We start from the raw sequence: 16,122 nt of genomic DNA, 5'->3' as shown, positions 1-16,122 counted from the left end.
TCAGGCCGCGCCCACGGGCCGGTAGCCCATGCCGAGCGCCGCCGCGTCCAGCCGTTCCGCCCAGTTGTACTTCACGCTGGGGCACGGCACATGGCCCTCGCGCCACAGCTTGGGGCAGCTCCCGCCGCACACCGGCAGCAGCGGGCACCGGCCGCACTGCTGCGCGCCGTCGCCGACCTGCTCGTACCAGTCGTCGAACTGCCCGGCGGGGCGCGGCGCGGCGCCCGTCAGGTCGTCCACCGTCGCGACCACGCCGCCGGCCTCCGCGCCGGGCACGAGCGGGTGTTCCGAGCAGGCGAAGACGCGCCCCGACGGGTCCAGGATCTCGCGGCGGCGCGACGTCGCCGCGCAGGTCGTGCGCTTGACGGCGCCAGGCATCGTCGGGATGCCGAGCCCGAGCGAGCGCGCCAGCCGCAGCCACTCCGCCTCGCGCTGCGCGTACCGCCGCGCCTCCAGCTCGACGGCCGACACGTCGTTGCCCCACGAGTGGACGGGCATCGGGTGGATCTCGACCTGCGGCGACGCGAGGCCCAGGCACGCGAGGTCCACGAGCAGGTCGGGGACGGTGTCCTCGTTCTGCTCGTCCACGTTCATCCGGATGCCGACGCGCATGCCCGGCACCGTCCCCTCGCGCACGGCCTCGGCCAGCGCGGCGACGGTGCGGTGGAACGCACCCCGGCCGTTGCGCTTCAGCCGCCGCCGGTCGTGCACGGCCTCCGGCCCGTCGATGGTCACCTCAAGCGCCCGCACGCACAGCTCGTCGTGCAGCTCGCGCAGCGTACGGCGCGTCAACAGGCTGCCGTTGGTGACCAGCCGGGCGTAGTAGCGCGTGCCGTGCCGCCCGGCCGCCGCCGTGAAGCGCGCCGTCATCTCCCGGATGACGCGCAGCGCGAGCAGCGGCTCGCCGCCGAACCACGTGACGACGACCTCCTCCGTTTCCGGGTCGGCGATGACGCCCTCGACGCGGCGGATCACCCGCTCGACGCGCGCGTTGTCCACGGGCGCCTTGAAGTGCTCCTGGCCGCAGTAGTCGCACGCCATATTGCAGTAACTCGTCGGCATGACGGTGATCTTGCGGGCGCCCGCCGCGTCCGAGCCCTCGCGGTAGCCGGTGAGGACTGCCGCCAGCTCGTCCTCCGCCGTGTCCACCACGGCGTGACGCGCCGCCAGCCCGGCCAGCGTCTCCGCGTCGAGCGAGGCGAGGGCGTCGGCCCCGCCACCGGCCAGCCGCGCGGCCGTGCCCTCGTCGAGCGCGAACATCGACGCGTCGCGCGCCGAGTACGCCATCCTGACCGTGCGCCCCGCCCTGTCCCGGTACCGCTCCTCGCCGAGCAGCAGGTACCGGCTGCGCCTCCATGTCATGACCAGTCCCCTGACGCCGCGGTGAGATCGATCCGAAGGTCGGCCGAGGCCGGGTTGTACGCGTCGCCCGCGCCGACGGCGAGCCGCAGCGTGACGCCGTACCGCGTCGCGTTCACCGGCCCGTCCACCGACGAGAACCCGCCGCCGCGCCGCGTGCCGAGGCGCAGGGCGCGGGCCGTGCGGGCGCCGTGCACCTCGACGGCGCGGGTGAGGAAGTGGCGCAGCGCCGGGTCCCGGCAGTCCACCGCCGTCACCAGGCCCTCGGCGACCGTGAGCGTCACGGGGCGGCCCGCCAGCCGCGCGTCCCACGCCGTCCGCCGGTTCACGGCGAGCGCGCCGTCGGCGACGAACGTGCCGTCCGCCGCAGTCAGCGGCGCCTCGACGGTGCCCGCCGGTCCGCCCGGCACGGCCCCCGAGGTGACGCAGGCGAGGTCGCCGCCGTCCCCGGTGCGCACGCGCGGCGCGGGCGGCAGCGCGGCGAGCAGCGCCCGTACGGCGGCCTCGGTCGCGTCCTCGGGCCGCCACAGGTCGAGCGGCGAGTCGTCGTCGGTGCCCGCGAGTTGCACGACCGCGGGCGGCAGCCGCAGCGCGCCGTCGGCCAGGACGAGCACGGCCGTGCCCGGCTCGCCCGCCGCCGCGGCGGCGCGGCTCTCCACCTGCTCGACGGGCCAGCGCCCGGCGGCCCGCACCTCCGACGTGACGCCCCCTGCGCGCAGGTACGCCGCCAGCCATCCGGCCTCGGCCGAGCGCGGGCCGGTCAGGAACACGACGACGCGCCGGGCGCCCCGTGCGCCGACGAGCGTGTTCACCAGCCCGCGCAGCGCGGCGCGCCGCCGGTCCGTCAGGGCGGCGGGGGCCGTGGCCGTGCCCGTGGCGGCGCTCACGCGGCACCGTCCGCATCAGGGCGCGCGGCGTGCCGCAGCAGGGGACGGATCGCCAGCAGCCCGGCGGTCATCATCATGAGCGCTCCGCATCCGTAGATCGTGTCGATCCGTCCGACGTGCATGCCGAGGAGTTCGCCCTCGAAGTCCCGCAGCGCCGTGCTGGCCAGGAAACCGGTGACGGCCATGGACAGGACGGACGCCAGGTAGACGGCCGGGTTGAGCACCGCGTTGACCCTGCCGAGGAGGTGCTGCGGCGTCACGCGCAGCACCAGCGGGCCCACCACGACGTTCACCGACGCGATGGTGACGCTGGCCACCGCCAGGATCGCCAGCGCGGCCCACAGCTCCGACTGCCGCGAGTACAGCAGCACGACGACGCCCGTCAGCGCGATGCCGAACGCGAACACCCGCGTCTCGCCGAGCCGGTGGGCGTACCTCGCCGCGAGCAGCGACCCCGCGATGCTGCCGATGCCGAACGCGGCGTTGAGCGTGCCGAGCCAACTCGCCTCCACGTGCAGGTTCTCGGTGACGAAGAAGACGTTCAGCACGCTGAGCGTGCCCACCCCCAGCATGTACACGAAGACCGTGCCCACCAGGAGCAGCAGCACGCGGTTGCGCACGAAGAAGCGGAAGCCCTCGGCGAGTTCGGCGAAGAACGCGCCGCCGCCCGACCGCTCGCCAGGCGCCGCCCGCGGCACCCGCAGCATGCGGATCGCGACGAACGACACGAGGAACGAGCACACGTTCACCACCAGCGCCCACTCCTCGCCCGCCGCGAACAGCAGCGGCGCGGCGAGCGGCGGCCCGACGATCGCGGCCGTCCCCGTCGTCGCGGTGAGCAGGCCGAACGCCCGCGTCCTGTGCTCCTCGTCCACGAGCGACGCGATCAGCGAGAACCGCGACGGGTTGAAGAACTGCGCGGCCGAACTGCTCAGCGCCACCATGGAGTAGATCAGCGCGACCTGCACCCAGGCCGGCCAGTCGTCCCCGGCCAGCGGGATCACGAGCAGCACGCCGATGAACGCCGCCCGCAGCAGGTCGGCCACCATCATGACGCGCCGCCGGTCCCAGCGGTCCACGTACACGCCCGCCAGCGGCCCGACGACCAGCACCGGCACGGCCGCCGCGATCAGCACCCCGCTCACGGCGGCGGGCGCCCACGGCTGCCCGGCCGCGACCGTCGTGCCGATCCACAGCAGCACCGTGGTGTTGAAGACGTGGTCGCCGAGCACCGACACGGCCTGGCTGAACCACAGCCGCTGCCACCCCCGGTTGCCCCACAGCGTCGTCGCCCCGGGCGGCGCCTGCGCCGTCGCCGTCATCCGTCGCCCCCGCCCCCGCGCAGCGCGGCCAGCAGCGCGCCCGGCACCGGCGTGCCCGGCACGGCGCGCGCCATCAGCTCCCGCGCGCCGCCCGAGGCCGTCAACTCCTCCAGGCAGGCGGCGAGAACGGCGGCGCGCTCCCGCAACAGCGCCTCCCGGTCCGCGCCGGAGAACGCGGGCGGCAGCGCCTCGCGCAGCTCCGCCCGCCCGTCCGCCGCACGCTCCACCATCTGCCGCAGCAACAGGCCCCAGGTCACCGGGCGCAGCGCCACCGACAGGTGCAGCGAGGGCTCCGACGCCGCCTCGGCCGCGTGCACGAAACCACGCGGCACGTACAGGCAGTCGCCCACGCGCAGCGTCGTCTCCACGACGGGCTCCGTCACGGCCGTACGCCGCCCCCGGTGCTCCCGGAGCGGCCACGGCTCCACCGGGCGGCTCACCCGCCAGTGCTTCGAGCCGGACAACTGCCGCACGAACACGCTCGCCGTGTCGTGGTGCGGCGCGACACCCGGATGTCCCGCCGGTGTCAGGAATGCGGTGCAGTACGTGTCGTAGCCGGTCGCCTCCGAGACCGCGGCGGCGAATTCGGCGACGGCCGGGCAGTACGCCTTCAGATTCTCCAGAATCAGCGTCGCGCCCGATTCGATCCGCCGCGCCACTTTCGCGCCGTCCGTCACACGATCGGCCGCCGAACGGCCATAACGCCCGTCAGCCGCGACCGAACCGGCCGGAACCGCACGGCCATCCAGGACGAGACGCACGGAATCCACCGGAAAACCACGCGCCAGCATGGCGTCCACTTCCGCCAGGGACAACAGATCCCCGAAGTCGTCGAGCCCCGTGCTGAGTACGGGTTCGCGTTCCCAGGCCGATTCGAGAATCGCGATGTCATCGACCAGGCGGAGCAGGCAGTCCATGGTCCTCCCTCAAAGGCACCGGCCCGGGATCTCGCTCGGAGAGTACGCCGCCCCCCGCGGGCCGACAAGCGTTGACAGAAACGCAACACTGTGCAACTCGCCGCGCCCCGCGCCCATTTGGGAATAGCGCGGCTCAGATGTCGCCCGATCGCTTTCCACCGGACCGCTTGACAGTGTTCTTTCACCGGAGGAATCTGAACTGCGCCGTATCCGGCGGCGCCCGGTCGTGTGTGGGGACACCGAAGACCCGGCGCGGAAATCATGTCCGGATAGCGGATACCCCTGTGTCACACACGCACCAGCGCAATGGCTCTGCCCTGCACCATGTCAGTCTCCATCAGTTGGCCAGTCAACGGAGGACGTCATGACCGAACAGAACGAGCCCGGCAAGGAAGAGATCGAGGCCGCCGCCGCCGAGGTCGAGGAGGCCGAAGAAGACGTCGAGGGCCACGGCATCCGTGAGGCGCAGCCCGTCGAGGCGCCGTTCCTCGACATCAACTTCGGCTGCTGACACGGAACACTGAAAAGTACTTCCGAACCGGCCGTATGACGGATTCCCGTCCGTCGTACGGCCGGTGCACCGTGCCTTTCCCGCGAGGAGCGACCCCGACACGGAGGAATTCCCATGGGCGCCGCGACGAACCACGGCGGAACACCGTTCGGCTTTCTCTCCGACACCAGGCGCGCGCCCGCAGGACGCGCCGCCGCCCTGTGCACCGTGCGGGAACTCCTGGGCAGCGGCGAACCAGAAGAGCTGTATCGCGCGTGCAATCTTCTGGCGCTTCTCCATTTCCGTTCCGGATCGGCCGCCGAGGCCCGCCGCCTCTGCCTCGACCAGATCGCGTACGCGCGCGCCCGGCACGGCACCCCGCTCGGCCCGCGCTTCACCGTCCTCGCGCTCCAGCCCCAGGTCAACCTGATCCGGCTGCGCGGCTACACGCCCGCGCTCGCCGACGAGGCGCTGCGCGACCTGGCCGCCCTCGAACCGCTCGTCGCCGGACGCGGCGTGGTGCTGCCCGACCTGACGTACGACACCGTCACCGTCCGCCGCCTCACCGAGGACGGCCTGCTGGACCGCTCCGTCGTGCGCAACATCGTCGTCCAGGACACGCTCCAGATCCTGTGGCGCCACCGGCAGTACGACCGCCTCCTCGCCGCCGCCACCCGCTTCCGCGCCCTGTGGCCCGACATCCCGCGCGAGCGGACCGTGCAGCACGCCGACGAGGCGCCCTGGCTCGTGGACGCGCGCACGCAGCCCGTGCTCACCCCCGCCGCCCTCGACCACGCCACCTCGCCCACGGCGGCGCGCCTCACGTACGTCCGCCTCCTGCACATCGCCGCCGACTCGGCGCACGCGGACGACACCACGGGCCGCGACCGTGCCCGCACCCTCGTCACGGCCCTCGCCGCGCGCAGGACGTCCCTCGACGGCGCGTTCGCCTCGACCGTCACCCCCCTGCGCTGGCTCGGCCACCTGGCCCTCACCGCCACACGCGCCGCCCTGCCGGACATCGCGCGCACCCTGGTCGGCGAACTCGCCGCCCAGCGGGCGACGGCCGACGACCCCGTCCTCGACGGCGTGGTGCGCGCACGGCTCGGCCGCCCGCCGCGCGTGGTGCCGCCCGACGAGCGCGCGCCGGTCCCCGGCGACCTCACCGACGCCGTCCGCGAACGGCTCGCCGCCGACACACCCGCCGCCGTATGACCGGCCGCACCACCCCACCGGCGCGGAGGCCGCGTCAGGAACCGCGAAGGGACCCCCGAGGATGACGCAGACACCGGGCGACGGCGACCTGCTGTACGCCGTGGACCCGCTGGTGATCGAGGCCACCGCCGCCGGGCTCGTCGTCTCCAGCCCCCGGCTGCCCACCCGCCTGCACGTCCAGCCGCACATCGCCGACCTCCTCCTCGCCGCCCGCGACGGCGTCACGCCCGACGGCGGGGGAGTGGCCGCGCCCGGCGCGGTCGCCCACCTCGCGCGCGCCGGATTCCTCGTGCCCAAGGAGGACACGGCCGCCGAGCCAGGCATCCCCTGGGACGCCTGGGGCGTCACCGCCTGGAGCCTGCACAACCAGACGCGCGACACCCCGTTCGTCGGCTCACGCTCCGACGACCCCGCGCACCTGCGGGACGTGCTGGAGGAGATCGCGTCACGCCCCCGCCCCTCCGCCGTCCGCGCGCCACGCACCGACCGCATCCTGCTGCTGCCCCGCGTGCGCGCCGCGATGGACGTGCCCTACCGCGACGTCCTCGAACGCCGCCGCACGCACCGGGACTTCGCCGACGAGCCGATCGGCCTCGACACGTTCTCCGACATGCTGCACTACTGCTTCGCGCCCCTGCGCTTCGCCGACGCCGGGCCGATGGGCGTCCTCCAACTGCGCGCCGCCGCGTCGGGCGGGGCGCGGCACGAGACGGAGGCGTTCGTCTTCGTGCTGCACGTCACGGGGGTGCGGCCCGGGCTCTACCACTACGACCCGGTGCGCCACGGCCTCGAACCCGTCGCCCCCGACGCCGGACGCGACACGCTCGAACACCTCACGTACGGCCAGGGCTTCTTCCGCCACGCGGCCTTCGGCGTGCTCACGGCCGCCGTCTCGCACCGCATGTCCTGGAAGTACCGCCACCCGCGCGCCTACAAGCTGCTGCTCCAGAACGTCGGGCACGTCGCGCAGGTCTTCTCCATGACGGCGACCGCGCTCGGCCTCGGCGCGTCCCTGACCGGCGCGATCCGCGACACCGAGGCGGACGCGCTCCTCGGCCTCGACAGCCCCGCCGAGTTCACGACGTTCGCCCTCGCCTGCGGTGTGCCGCTGCGCGGACCGGACGGGCTGCCCCTGTCCATCAGGACACCGCAGGAGCCGCCCGCCACGTTCTGACGGCCCGCGCCGCCCCCCCCCGCCCGTCAGGCGAGCAGCAGCGACTGCGGCTGCGCCGACAGCGTCCTGTCGAGCACCAGGCACGCCGCGCCGACCGCGCCCACGTCGTCGCCGACCTCCGTGCTCGTCACGCGCGTCGGGTGCAGACTCTTCACGAACGGCGACTTCTCCACCAGCGCCGGGACGATCCGCAGGAACCGGTCGGCCACGTGCGGCCAGATCGGCCCGCCGAACACGATCAGCTCCGCGTCCACCAGCGTCGCCGCCGCGCACACGCCGCGCCCGACGCGCACGGCCTGCCGGTCGATGATGTCGCCCGCCGTGGCGTTCCCCTCGGCGGCCAGGCGGCACAGCTCGGCCAGGCTGCGCTCCGCGTCGCGCGGCCCGATCGGCGTGAAGTCGTGGCTGAGCACGCCCAGATGGATCGCCTCGTCCACCATGCCGCGGGTCGTGCAGGCGGCCCCGAGACCGCCGACCTCGCCCGCGTTCCCCGACACGCCGCGCAGCACCGTGTCCTCGACCACCAGGCCCATGCCGGAACCGGTGCCCAGGTAGAAGAACAGGAAGTTGCCGCTGTGCGCGGCGGCGCCCGCCCAGCGCTCGGCGATGGCCGCCGCGATGACGTCCTTGTCCATCACGACCGGCAGGCCCGTCTCCTCGGCGAGGTAGTCGCGCAGCGGGACGCGGCCCCATCCCTCCAGCTCCGGCGGGTCCACGACCAGCCCTGCCGCCACGTCCACCGGCCCCGGCGCCGCGATGCCGAGGCCCAGCAGCCGGTCGGCGGGCACGCCCGACTCCTCGATGAGTTGCCTTATCGACTCGCTCAGCCCGCTCAGCGTCTGCTCCGGGTCGGCCACCGGCGGCGTCGGCACGCGCAGATGGGCCACCACGTTGCCCAGCAGGTCGAGGACGACGTACGTGATGACCGCCGGGTCGAGGTGCACGCCGACGGCGAACCGCGCCTCCGCGTTCACCCGCAGGAGTGTCCTCGGTTTGCCGCTGCCGAAGCTCTTCTTGCCGGTCTCCAGGGCCAGCCCGTGGTCCAGCAGACGGCGGCAGATGTTGGAGACGGTCTGCGCGGACAGGCCGGTGGACTCGGCGAGTTCGACGCGGCTCAGCCCGCCGGGCACGCGCCGGATCGCGTCCAGGACCACGGACTCGTTGAAGTCACCCATGCGCGGCAGGTTGGTGCCGCGCCGGATCGCTGTCTGTCGAGTGCCCATCACGCTGTCCTCCAGGCCGCGGAAAGGTCGGTGCGCCCGTCGGCCCGCGGGCCTGACGGGTGGGTCGGGACGGAGGCGCGGCGGCCTCCCACACAGCCGCGGGCCGCGCCTGGCCCGTGCCAGGGGTCGGTGCCCTGGCCGGGCGGCGTGGCGTCCGCCGGCGCGCGGCCCGGTCCGCCTCCCGGGAGTGACGGCGCCAATCTACCGCCGTCTCCCCCGGTCGCGGTGCCGGTCCGCCTCCGGCGGGCGCCCGACGAGGCCATGGTCAGAGCTGCCGCAGCAGCAGGAGGGACCAGGGCGCGAGCGTCCGGTCCACCCGCAGCGTGCCGTCCGCACCGGCCACCGCGCTCCACCGGTCGGTGGCCCGCGCCAGCCGCGCCAGCTCCGCCGTCTCCTCGCGGGTGGGCTCCGCAGGGGCGCCCATCGCCCGCCAGGCGCTCAGCGCGTCGCCGTGGCCGCCGTCCAGCACCTCGACGGAGAACCGCGCCCCGGCGGGCAGGCCGTCCACGGTCAGCACCAGGTCGCGCGGCGTGCCCTTGCCCTGCGTCGTGTCCGCGACCGTGCGGTCGTCGAACGAGGCGGGCACGGACAGCGGCTCCTCCACCGGGTAGTGGTGCACGAGCGCCGTGATCCGGCCGCTCGCCGCCTCACGCGTCGCGACGGCGTCCTCGGTGCGCGTCAGCAGCGTGTCGCCGAGCGCGGCGAGCATCCGGTAGGCGTGGAACGTCGGCTTCGGCACGCCCTGGAGCGTGATCATCCCGAACCCGCCGTGGAACAGCGTGTCGCCCGCGCCGCCCTCCTCGAAGACGTCGGTGAACGTCCAGTAGGCGAGCGAGTCCACGGTGCCGAGCGAGTGCAGCACCGAGCGGACCACGTACGCGGCGGCGGGCAGCGTGTCGTGCGTGAAGTCGCGGGGGGACGAGGACGAGTTCCACTCGGTGAGGTGGATCTCCGCGTCGGGGAACGGGCTGGCCTTCACGAGGTCGCGCAGCAGCGCGAGGTCCTTCGGGGTGGCGTCCTTGCCGCGCGTCAGCTTCTCGCCCTGGCCGTGCTCGTCCAGCGCCCAGTCCGTGGGGTAGGGGTGGGTGGACACGAAGTCCACGGGCAGGTCCTCGCGCGCGCAGAACTCCAGGAACGCCTCCACCCACACCGGCCGCCACTCCAGCGAGTCGATGTCGTCGCGCCCGGCGACGATACGGCGCTCCACGTCCTCGTTCTCGCCGCCGAACCGCTCGTCGGGGACGAAGTTGGACGTCGCGGGGCCGCCCACGCGCAGCCGCGGGTCCACGGCCTTCACGGCCTGCGCCGTCACGCGGTAGATCTCGAAGTACTCGCTGCGGGTGCCGTGGAAGAAGCCCCAGAGGTTGGCCTCGTTCCACACCTCGAAGTACCAGCGGCTGACCTCGTCGATGCCGTAGCGGGCGACCCAGTGGCGCACGGTGCGGTCGATCAGCTCGCCCCAGCGGGCGAGGTCGGTGGGCGGCGCGCCGTGGGCGCCCCACCAGAAGACGGTCTCCGTCTCGCGGGCGAGGGCCCGCGGGCTGAAGCCGAACTCCACGAACGGGCGCACCCCGGTCTCCAGGAGCGCGTCGAACAGGGCGTCCACGTACTGGAAGTTGTAGACGGGGGTGCCGTCCTCGCGCTCGGTGTAGACGAACATGTCGTCGTGGAAGAGGCCGTGGAAGCGTACGTAGTCGAAGCCGCACTCCTCCCTGGCCGTCCGCAACTGCGCCTGCCAGTCGGCCCGCAGCCCCTCGTTGGCGCGTCCCGCGCCCACGACCCTGCTCCAGAAGTGGTCCAGGGGAGAGCCGTCGGCCGTGGCGTCCACGGTCAGTGTGATGGGTGCGGACACGGTGTTCCTTTCGGTGGTGCGTCCCGGCCGGGCGGCCCGGTGCGGGGGAACAGAATAAATCAAGATGATGGATTTAAGGAGGGGGTAACCGCTTGCGTGCTTCCCGATCAGGGACGCTGCACACTGCCGTCCGCGTTGCGCAGCAGCGCCCACCTGTCGTGCTCCAGCGGCGCCGTCACCGGGTACTTCCTCGCCAGCGCCTCGTCGAAGTCCACGCCGAGGCCCGGCGCGGACGTCGGCCGCAGCGCGCCGCCCTCCGGGACGTGCGCACCCGGGAACACCTCACGCGTCGCGTCCGTGAACCGCGCCGCCTCCTGCACGCCGAACGCGGGGGAGCTGATGTCCAGCGCCACGTTCGCCGCCATCCCGACCGGGCTCACGTCGCCTGGCCCGTGCGGCGCCGTCCGCACCCCGAACATCTCGCACGCCGCGACGAGCTTGCGCACCGGCGTCAGGCCGCCCAGGGTCGGAATCCTGATGCGCGCGAAGTCGATGGCGCGCTGCTCCAGCAGCGGCAGGTACGTGTACGGGTCGGCGTACAGCTCGCCCACGGCCAGCGGCGTCGTGCCCGCCGCGCGCAGCTGCGGGAAGTAGGCGATGTCCTCGGGCGCCAGCGCGTCTTCGAGGAAGAACAGCTCGGCGTCCTGTACCGCGTGCACCAGGCTCCGTGCCTGCGCGGGCGTCATCCGCTCGTGCACGTCGTGCAGCAGCTCCACGCCCGAGCCGACGAGTTCGCGGACCTTGCGCAGCGCGGGCGGGACGTGCCGCAGGTACGTCGTGGAGTCCCAGGTCCCGGCGCGCAGCCGGCGCCGTCGCGCCTCGGCCTCGTCCGCCGGGGCCGCGCCGTAGGTGTCGGAGCCCGGCACCGACACCTGCACGCGCACGTGGCGGTAGCCGCGCTCGACGGCGGCGAGCACCTTGTCGGCGATCTCGTGCGCGTCGTCGCCGTCCACGTGCGTGTAGGCGTCGGCCGCCTCCCTGGCCCGGCCGCCCAGCAGCGAGTACAGCGGCAGCCCGGCCACCTTGCCCTTGATGTCCCACAGCGCGACGTCGATCGCGGCCAGGGCGTTCGAGGCCATGGAACCGCCGCGCCAGTAGGCGCTGTTCATCAGCAGCCGGTGGATGTCCTCGATGTCGCCGCTCTCGCGGCCGGTGAGCATCGGGCCGAGGTAGGAGTCGATGATCTCGCGGATCGCGACCGTGCGCTGCGGGTCGCTGGCGCAGCCGAGGCCGTAGAGACCCGGCTGGTCCGTCTCGACGCGGACGATCACGTAGGGGCAGCCCTGGGGGGCGCACAGGAAGGTGCGGACGCCGGTCACCTTCGGTGACGGATCGGCTCCCGACCAGGGCGCGAGGGCAAGCGGCACAGGGGTTCCGGGGGCTTCAGGTGCCATGGGACGTCTCCACATCGGGTTTCGACGAGATTTCGGCGTGTGACGAGCATTGACACAGTACATCAAGTCGATTTAGGTTCCGGGGCACGCCGCAGCCCCGTGCACGGCGCCAGGATGAAAGGCCCAACGACGTGACTGGACACCCCCGCCGCCTGGCGCGGCGAAGTGTGGCCCTGGCCTCCGCCGTCACCATGACCGCGGTGCTCGCCGCGTGTGGCGGCACCGGCGGCGGGTCGCCCGACGAGCTGGAGATGTGGACGTTCAAGCAGTCCCATGTACCGGCTCTTGAACAGGCGGCCGAGCAGTTCGAGCAGGAGACCGGGATCACCGTCAAGATCCAGGCGATCACGCCCGACGACGCGTTCCTGACCAAGGTCGCCGCCGCCGCGCGTACCAACGACCTGCCCGACATCCTTGAGGTGCACTCCAACGGCGACGACCACACCTTCGGTGGGGCCGGTCTGCTGGAGGACCTCTCGGGTGTCGTGGACGAGGAGTGGACCGACCAGTACCTCCCGGCGGTGGCCGACGAGGGCATGGTCACGCAGGAGTACTACGAGAACTCCCTCACCCCGGGATCCAAGTGGCTCGGTGTCGAGGAGGGCCAGCGGTTCAGCGTCCCGCTCACCATCGGCACCTTCGGCATCGTCTACGCCAACAGGGAGCGGCTGGCCGAGGTGGGCTACACCGAGCCCCCGGCCACCTGGGACGAGTTCATCGAGATGCTCGACGCGGTCGGCCAGGCCCGCCCGGACGACGGCGGCATCGCCAACGGTTTCCGCGCCCCGTCCACCGGCCTGGAGTGGCTGCTCCAGCCGATGGCCTACGGCATGCTCGGCGACCAGCCCTACCGTGACCTCTTCTCCGACGACCCGGCCGCGAACTGGGGCTCGGAGAACGGCGTCGCCGCGCTGACCGAGTACGGGCGCATCCAGCCCTACTGGACGCCCGGCACGCAGTCCCTGAGCATCGACGAGGCCGACCTCTCGTTCGCCCACGGCGAGTCCACCTTCGACGTCGGCGGGACGTTCACCCTCGCCTTCCTGGAGGCGAACGGCTTCGACCCGGACAACGCGATGACCTTCGCCGTCCCGCCGCCCGAGGGCGCCGCGATCCCCGACATGGGCCTCGCGCCGTTCGCCCTCACCGGCCTGTCGGTCACCAAGGACACCCACAACAAGGAGGGCGCCCTCGACTGGGTGCGCTTCCTGTCGCAGACCGACGTCGCCCAGGACTTCGCGCGCAACGCGCTCGACCTGCCCCCGAACGACCTCGGCCCGAACCCGGAGGACGCCGTCGGCCCCGTCCTGGGCGCCATGGCCGCGTCCCTCAGCTCGGACGAGAACGCCTACCACGCCGCGGACACCAGCTACCGGCCCAACGCGTACGACTCCGCACGCGTCGGCGAGGTACTGGCCGACTTCACCCCGCTCGACCGGGGCGATCCGGCCGATGCCGGGCGTAACCTCGCAAACCTGATCGAGTCCTACTGGTCGGAGCAGAATCGGTGAGCGTCAACGTCACACCCACACCCCGGCTCACCAGCCGCCCCGACGGCACGTCAGGCAAGAACCGCAAGGTCAAGCCGCCGTCCAGCCCGGCCGCCCGCCGGTCGCGCCGCAAGGAAGCCCTCTGGGGCTTCGCCTTCATCGCCCCCGCCGTGATCCTCTTCGCGGTGATGGGCCTGTACACCGTCGGCTACGGCTTCCTGCTGAGCTTCGCCCAGTGGAACGGCTTCTGGCCCGACTGGAACTGGGTCGGCTTCGACAACTACGCCGACCTCCTGTGGCGCAGCCCCGTCTACTCGCCGATCGTGCACGACGCCGCGTGGAACACGCTGTGGGTCATGATCGCCGTGCCGGTGCTCACCGTCGCCATCGCGTTCCCCCTGGCCGTCGTCCTCAACTCGGTCAAGCGGCTGAGCGGCGTCCTGCGCTCCATCTACTTCCTGCCGTACGTCACGACCGGTATCGCGGTCTACTTCGCCTGGCAGTACATCCTGGAGCCCAACGGCGCACTCAACCTGCTGCTGAAGAGCGTCGGCCTCGGCTCGCTCTCCCAGCCGCAGGGCTTCCTCGGCAACCCGGACACCGCCCTGCCGACCCTGATCATCGTCATGGTGTGGTCCGCGGTCCCGGTCGCGATGCTGTTGTTCCTCACCGGCCTCCAGACCATGGACAGCTCCCTCCTGGAAGCCGCCCAGTTGGACGGCGCCGGCTGGTGGCGCACGCAGTTCAGCGTCGTGTGGCCCCTGCTGCGCCCGATCACGGCCGTGATCGTCCTGCTGAACCTGAGGGACTCCCTCCAGGGATTCCAGATCTTCCTGATCATGACCAACGGCGGTCCCGGCAACGCCACCAACGTCCTCGGCCTCGAGACGTACCGCCTCGCCTTCCTGAACGAGCTCGCCCCCACCCTGGGCCTCGCCAGCGCCCTCGGCTGGATCCTCTTCGTGGTGGCGCTGATCGTCGCCTTCGTCAACCAGCGAGCCATGAGGAGGCTGGGATGAGCGCCAGCGCCGTCTCCACCCCGCGCCGTGCCACCGGCGCACCGAGCAAGGAACGCGCGCCGCGCAACCCTCGCACCATCATCTCCCGCAGCGTCGTCGGCCTCCTCCTGGCCCTGTACGCCGCCATCAGCCTCTACCCGTTCGCGTGGATGGTCTCCGCGGCGTTCAAGGACAACGAGGAGGTGCTGGAGGGCGGGCACCTGATCCCGCGCAACCCGACACTCCAGACGTTCTCCGACACCTGGAGCCAGCTCCACTTCTTCGACTACTTCCGCAACAGCCTCCAGGTCACGCTGCTGACCACCGTCCTGGTGGTCGTGGTCTACGCCGCCGCGTCGTACGCGTTCGCCGTGCTGCGCTTCCCCGGCCGCACGGCCCTGTACCGGCTCTTCCTGGTGCTGCTGTTCGTGCCGGGCGTCGTGACCCTGCTGCCCATCGTGCTCCTGGAGCACGAGCTGAACATCCTGGGCACGCACTGGGGCCTCGTCCTCCCGTTCGTCAACGGCACGGCGCCCCTGGCCGTCCTGCTGCTGACCAACGCGTTCTCCACCGTCCCGTCCGAGCTGCGCGAGTCGGCACGGATGGACGGCGCGGGCGAGCTGCGGGTCTTCGCGTCCATCTACCTGCCCCTGGCACGGCCCGCGCTGATCACCATCGCGCTCCTCACGGCGATCCCGACGTGGAACGAGTACCAGCTCACCCGTGTCTCCCTGAACGACCCGGATTCGTACACCCTGCCGATCGCCCTCCAGGCGATGCAGTCCGAGAGCGTCGTGCAGTACAACACCCTCATGGCAGCAGCTCTCATCCTGGTGGTACCCATCGTGCTCCTCTTCCTCAGCGCGCAGCGCTACTTCGTCAACGGCCTCATGGGGGCGGTCAAGGGATGACCGCGCTCCGCCCCGGCGACCCCGTGCTCGTCACGGGGGCCGCCGGTGTCATCGGCCAGGTCGTGGCCGCGCACCTCACGGCCGCAGGCTTCGCCGTGACGGGCACCGACCGCGTGCCCGCCGGGCCGGGCGCGGGCCGTCACCTGGTGGGGGACATCCGCGACCCGGAGTTCGTCGCCACCTGCCTGACGGGCCCCACCGGGCCCGTGGCCGGTCTCGTCCACCTGGCGGCGATCCCGTCGCCCGGCGGGTTCCCCGAGACCGAGATCCTGGACACCAACGTCCTGGGCAGCTACACCGTCCTCGACCAGGCGGCCCGCGCGGGCGTGCGGCGCATCGTCACCGCGTCCAGCCTCTCCGCGCTCGGCCTCGCCTGGGCCGACCGCGACCTGACGCCCGCGCACTTCCCCATCGACGAGGACCACCCCACCCTCGCCGTGGACGCGTACGGGCTCTCCAAGGTCCTGGCCGAGGAGGTCGCGGCCTTCACCACCCGCCGCTGGGGGACGCCGACGATCAGTCTGCGCTTCCCCTTCGTCGGCGACGGCGCGCGCCTCCAGGCACGGCTCGACGAGGTCGCGGCGAACCCCGCGGGGAACCGCCGCGAGCTGTGGGGCTGGCTCGACACCCGCGACGCCGCCGAGTCGGTCGCCGCGGCCCTGCGGGCGGACACGGACGGCCACCACGTCGTCAACGTCTCGGCGCCGGACACCGCGGCGCAGGTCCCCACCTCCGACCTGCTCGCGGCGCACTTCCCCGACGTGCCGCTCCTGCGCGACCTGCCGGGACACGCCGGGCTCTTCGCCACGGAGCGTGCCGAGAAGCTGCTCGGGTTCCGGCCCGCGCACCGCTGGCGGGACACCGCCTGACCCCACCGGGCACACGACACC

The 16,122-nt window shown here is 72.8% G+C and carries 14 protein-coding genes; 7 read left to right on the top strand and 7 right to left on the bottom strand.

The genetic code is table 11. The features are described 5' to 3' along the window. From IF27_RS31065 to IF27_RS14110, 4 genes are read right to left on the bottom strand one after another with little or no spacing between them, the layout of a single operon-like run. Positions 1-1,362: a radical SAM/SPASM domain-containing protein gene (locus IF27_RS31065; protein WP_052849920.1), complete on the bottom strand. Its 1,362-nt coding sequence runs from the start codon at positions 1,360-1,362 to the stop codon at positions 1-3. Continuing rightward, entirely contained in the window at positions 1,359-2,246 is an 888-nt protein-coding gene (locus IF27_RS14120; protein WP_052849919.1) for a hypothetical protein, read from the bottom strand. Before IF27_RS14120 ends, IF27_RS31065 begins: the two co-directional genes overlap by 4 nt. Continuing rightward, positions 2,243-3,568: an MFS transporter gene (locus IF27_RS14115; protein WP_052849918.1), complete on the bottom strand. Its 1,326-nt coding sequence runs from the start codon at positions 3,566-3,568 to the stop codon at positions 2,243-2,245. The genes IF27_RS14120 and IF27_RS14115 overlap by 4 nt, the downstream gene beginning before the upstream one ends. Then, positions 3,565-4,485 (bottom strand): JmjC domain-containing protein, encoded by a 921-nt coding sequence (locus tag IF27_RS14110; RefSeq protein WP_052849917.1) that lies wholly within the window; start codon positions 4,483-4,485, stop codon positions 3,565-3,567. The genes IF27_RS14115 and IF27_RS14110 overlap by 4 nt, the downstream gene beginning before the upstream one ends. Before the next feature lie 364 nt (positions 4,486-4,849). On the opposite strand from IF27_RS14110, the gene IF27_RS31060 reads away from it, so the two are divergent. The 3 genes from IF27_RS31060 to IF27_RS14100 all read left to right on the top strand — a co-directional run bounded on the left by IF27_RS31060 (position 4,850) and on the right by IF27_RS14100 (position 7,364). After that, the gene (locus IF27_RS31060) at positions 4,850-4,996 is read left to right on the top strand and encodes a hypothetical protein (protein ID WP_190232949.1); all 147 of its coding nucleotides are present in this window, start codon (positions 4,850-4,852) and stop codon (positions 4,994-4,996) included. 114 nt (positions 4,997-5,110) lie between these two features. Next, a complete protein-coding gene (locus IF27_RS14105; RefSeq protein ID WP_052849916.1) occupies positions 5,111-6,190 on the top strand; it encodes a hypothetical protein in 1,080 nt (359 codons plus the stop codon). Positions 6,191-6,251: 61 nt separating this feature from the next. Then, a complete protein-coding gene (locus IF27_RS14100; RefSeq protein WP_052849915.1) occupies positions 6,252-7,364 on the top strand; it encodes a SagB/ThcOx family dehydrogenase in 1,113 nt (370 codons plus the stop codon). Between the two features lie 26 nt (positions 7,365-7,390). Here the strand turns inward: IF27_RS14100 and IF27_RS14095 are convergent, their stop codons facing one another. The 3 genes from IF27_RS14095 to IF27_RS14085 all read right to left on the bottom strand — a co-directional run bounded on the left by IF27_RS14095 (position 7,391) and on the right by IF27_RS14085 (position 11,833). Further along, a complete protein-coding gene (locus IF27_RS14095; protein ID WP_052849914.1) occupies positions 7,391-8,587 on the bottom strand; it encodes an ROK family transcriptional regulator in 1,197 nt (398 codons plus the stop codon). A 265-nt stretch (positions 8,588-8,852) separates the two neighbouring features. Beyond that, the gene (locus tag IF27_RS14090) at positions 8,853-10,439 is read right to left on the bottom strand and encodes a GH39 family glycosyl hydrolase (protein ID WP_052849913.1); all 1,587 of its coding nucleotides are present in this window, start codon (positions 10,437-10,439) and stop codon (positions 8,853-8,855) included. A 107-nt stretch (positions 10,440-10,546) separates the two neighbouring features. After that, positions 10,547-11,833 carry an enolase C-terminal domain-like protein gene (locus tag IF27_RS14085; RefSeq protein WP_052849912.1) on the bottom strand — a complete coding sequence of 429 codons (1,287 nt, stop codon included), beginning with the start codon at positions 11,831-11,833 and terminating at the stop codon, positions 10,547-10,549. 131 nt (positions 11,834-11,964) lie between these two features. Between IF27_RS14085 and IF27_RS14080 the strand changes: the two genes are divergently transcribed. The 4 genes from IF27_RS14080 to IF27_RS14065 are packed head-to-tail and all read left to right on the top strand — an operon-like array spanning position 11,965 to position 16,101. Next, complete coding sequence (locus tag IF27_RS14080) at positions 11,965-13,344, top strand: ABC transporter substrate-binding protein (RefSeq protein WP_223291054.1); 1,380 nt, start codon at positions 11,965-11,967, stop codon at positions 13,342-13,344. Continuing rightward, positions 13,341-14,342 carry a carbohydrate ABC transporter permease gene (locus tag IF27_RS14075; protein WP_052849911.1) on the top strand — a complete coding sequence of 334 codons (1,002 nt, stop codon included), beginning with the start codon at positions 13,341-13,343 and terminating at the stop codon, positions 14,340-14,342. Before IF27_RS14080 ends, IF27_RS14075 begins: the two co-directional genes overlap by 4 nt. Continuing rightward, positions 14,339-15,232, top strand: coding sequence for a carbohydrate ABC transporter permease (locus IF27_RS14070; protein WP_052849910.1), 894 nt, complete (start codon positions 14,339-14,341; stop codon positions 15,230-15,232). Before IF27_RS14075 ends, IF27_RS14070 begins: the two co-directional genes overlap by 4 nt. Then, complete coding sequence (locus tag IF27_RS14065) at positions 15,229-16,101, top strand: NAD-dependent epimerase/dehydratase family protein (RefSeq protein ID WP_052849909.1); 873 nt, start codon at positions 15,229-15,231, stop codon at positions 16,099-16,101. The genes IF27_RS14070 and IF27_RS14065 overlap by 4 nt, the downstream gene beginning before the upstream one ends. Positions 16,102-16,122: the final 21 nt, after the last annotated feature.

The sequence above is a fragment of the Streptomyces avicenniae genome, from assembly GCF_000719135.1.
GTDB lineage: Bacteria > Actinomycetota > Actinomycetes > Streptomycetales > Streptomycetaceae > Streptomyces > Streptomyces avicenniae.
The sequence above is the reverse complement of the archived record's forward strand: the minus strand, read 5'-3'. Positions and strand labels throughout refer to the sequence as shown.

What these genes read in the sequence shown, in the direction of transcription:
- IF27_RS14070 (WP_052849910.1), top strand. Translation starts at nt 14,339, where the DNA reads ATGAGCGCCAGCGCCGTCTCCACCCCGCGCCGTGCCACCGGCGCACCG.
- IF27_RS31060 (WP_190232949.1), top strand. Translation starts at nt 4,850, where the DNA reads ATGACCGAACAGAACGAGCCCGGCAAGGAAGAGATCGAGGCCGCCGCC.
- IF27_RS14100 (WP_052849915.1), top strand. Translation starts at nt 6,252, where the DNA reads ATGACGCAGACACCGGGCGACGGCGACCTGCTGTACGCCGTGGACCCG.
- IF27_RS31065 (WP_052849920.1), bottom strand. Translation starts at nt 1,362, where the DNA reads ATGACATGGAGGCGCAGCCGGTACCTGCTGCTCGGCGAGGAGCGGTAC.
- IF27_RS14105 (WP_052849916.1), top strand. Translation starts at nt 5,111, where the DNA reads ATGGGCGCCGCGACGAACCACGGCGGAACACCGTTCGGCTTTCTCTCC.
- IF27_RS14115 (WP_052849918.1), bottom strand. Translation starts at nt 3,568, where the DNA reads ATGACGGCGACGGCGCAGGCGCCGCCCGGGGCGACGACGCTGTGGGGC.
- IF27_RS14110 (WP_052849917.1), bottom strand. Translation starts at nt 4,485, where the DNA reads ATGGACTGCCTGCTCCGCCTGGTCGATGACATCGCGATTCTCGAATCG.
- IF27_RS14065 (WP_052849909.1), top strand. Translation starts at nt 15,229, where the DNA reads ATGACCGCGCTCCGCCCCGGCGACCCCGTGCTCGTCACGGGGGCCGCC.
- IF27_RS14085 (WP_052849912.1), bottom strand. Translation starts at nt 11,833, where the DNA reads ATGGCACCTGAAGCCCCCGGAACCCCTGTGCCGCTTGCCCTCGCGCCC.
- IF27_RS14095 (WP_052849914.1), bottom strand. Translation starts at nt 8,587, where the DNA reads ATGGGCACTCGACAGACAGCGATCCGGCGCGGCACCAACCTGCCGCGC.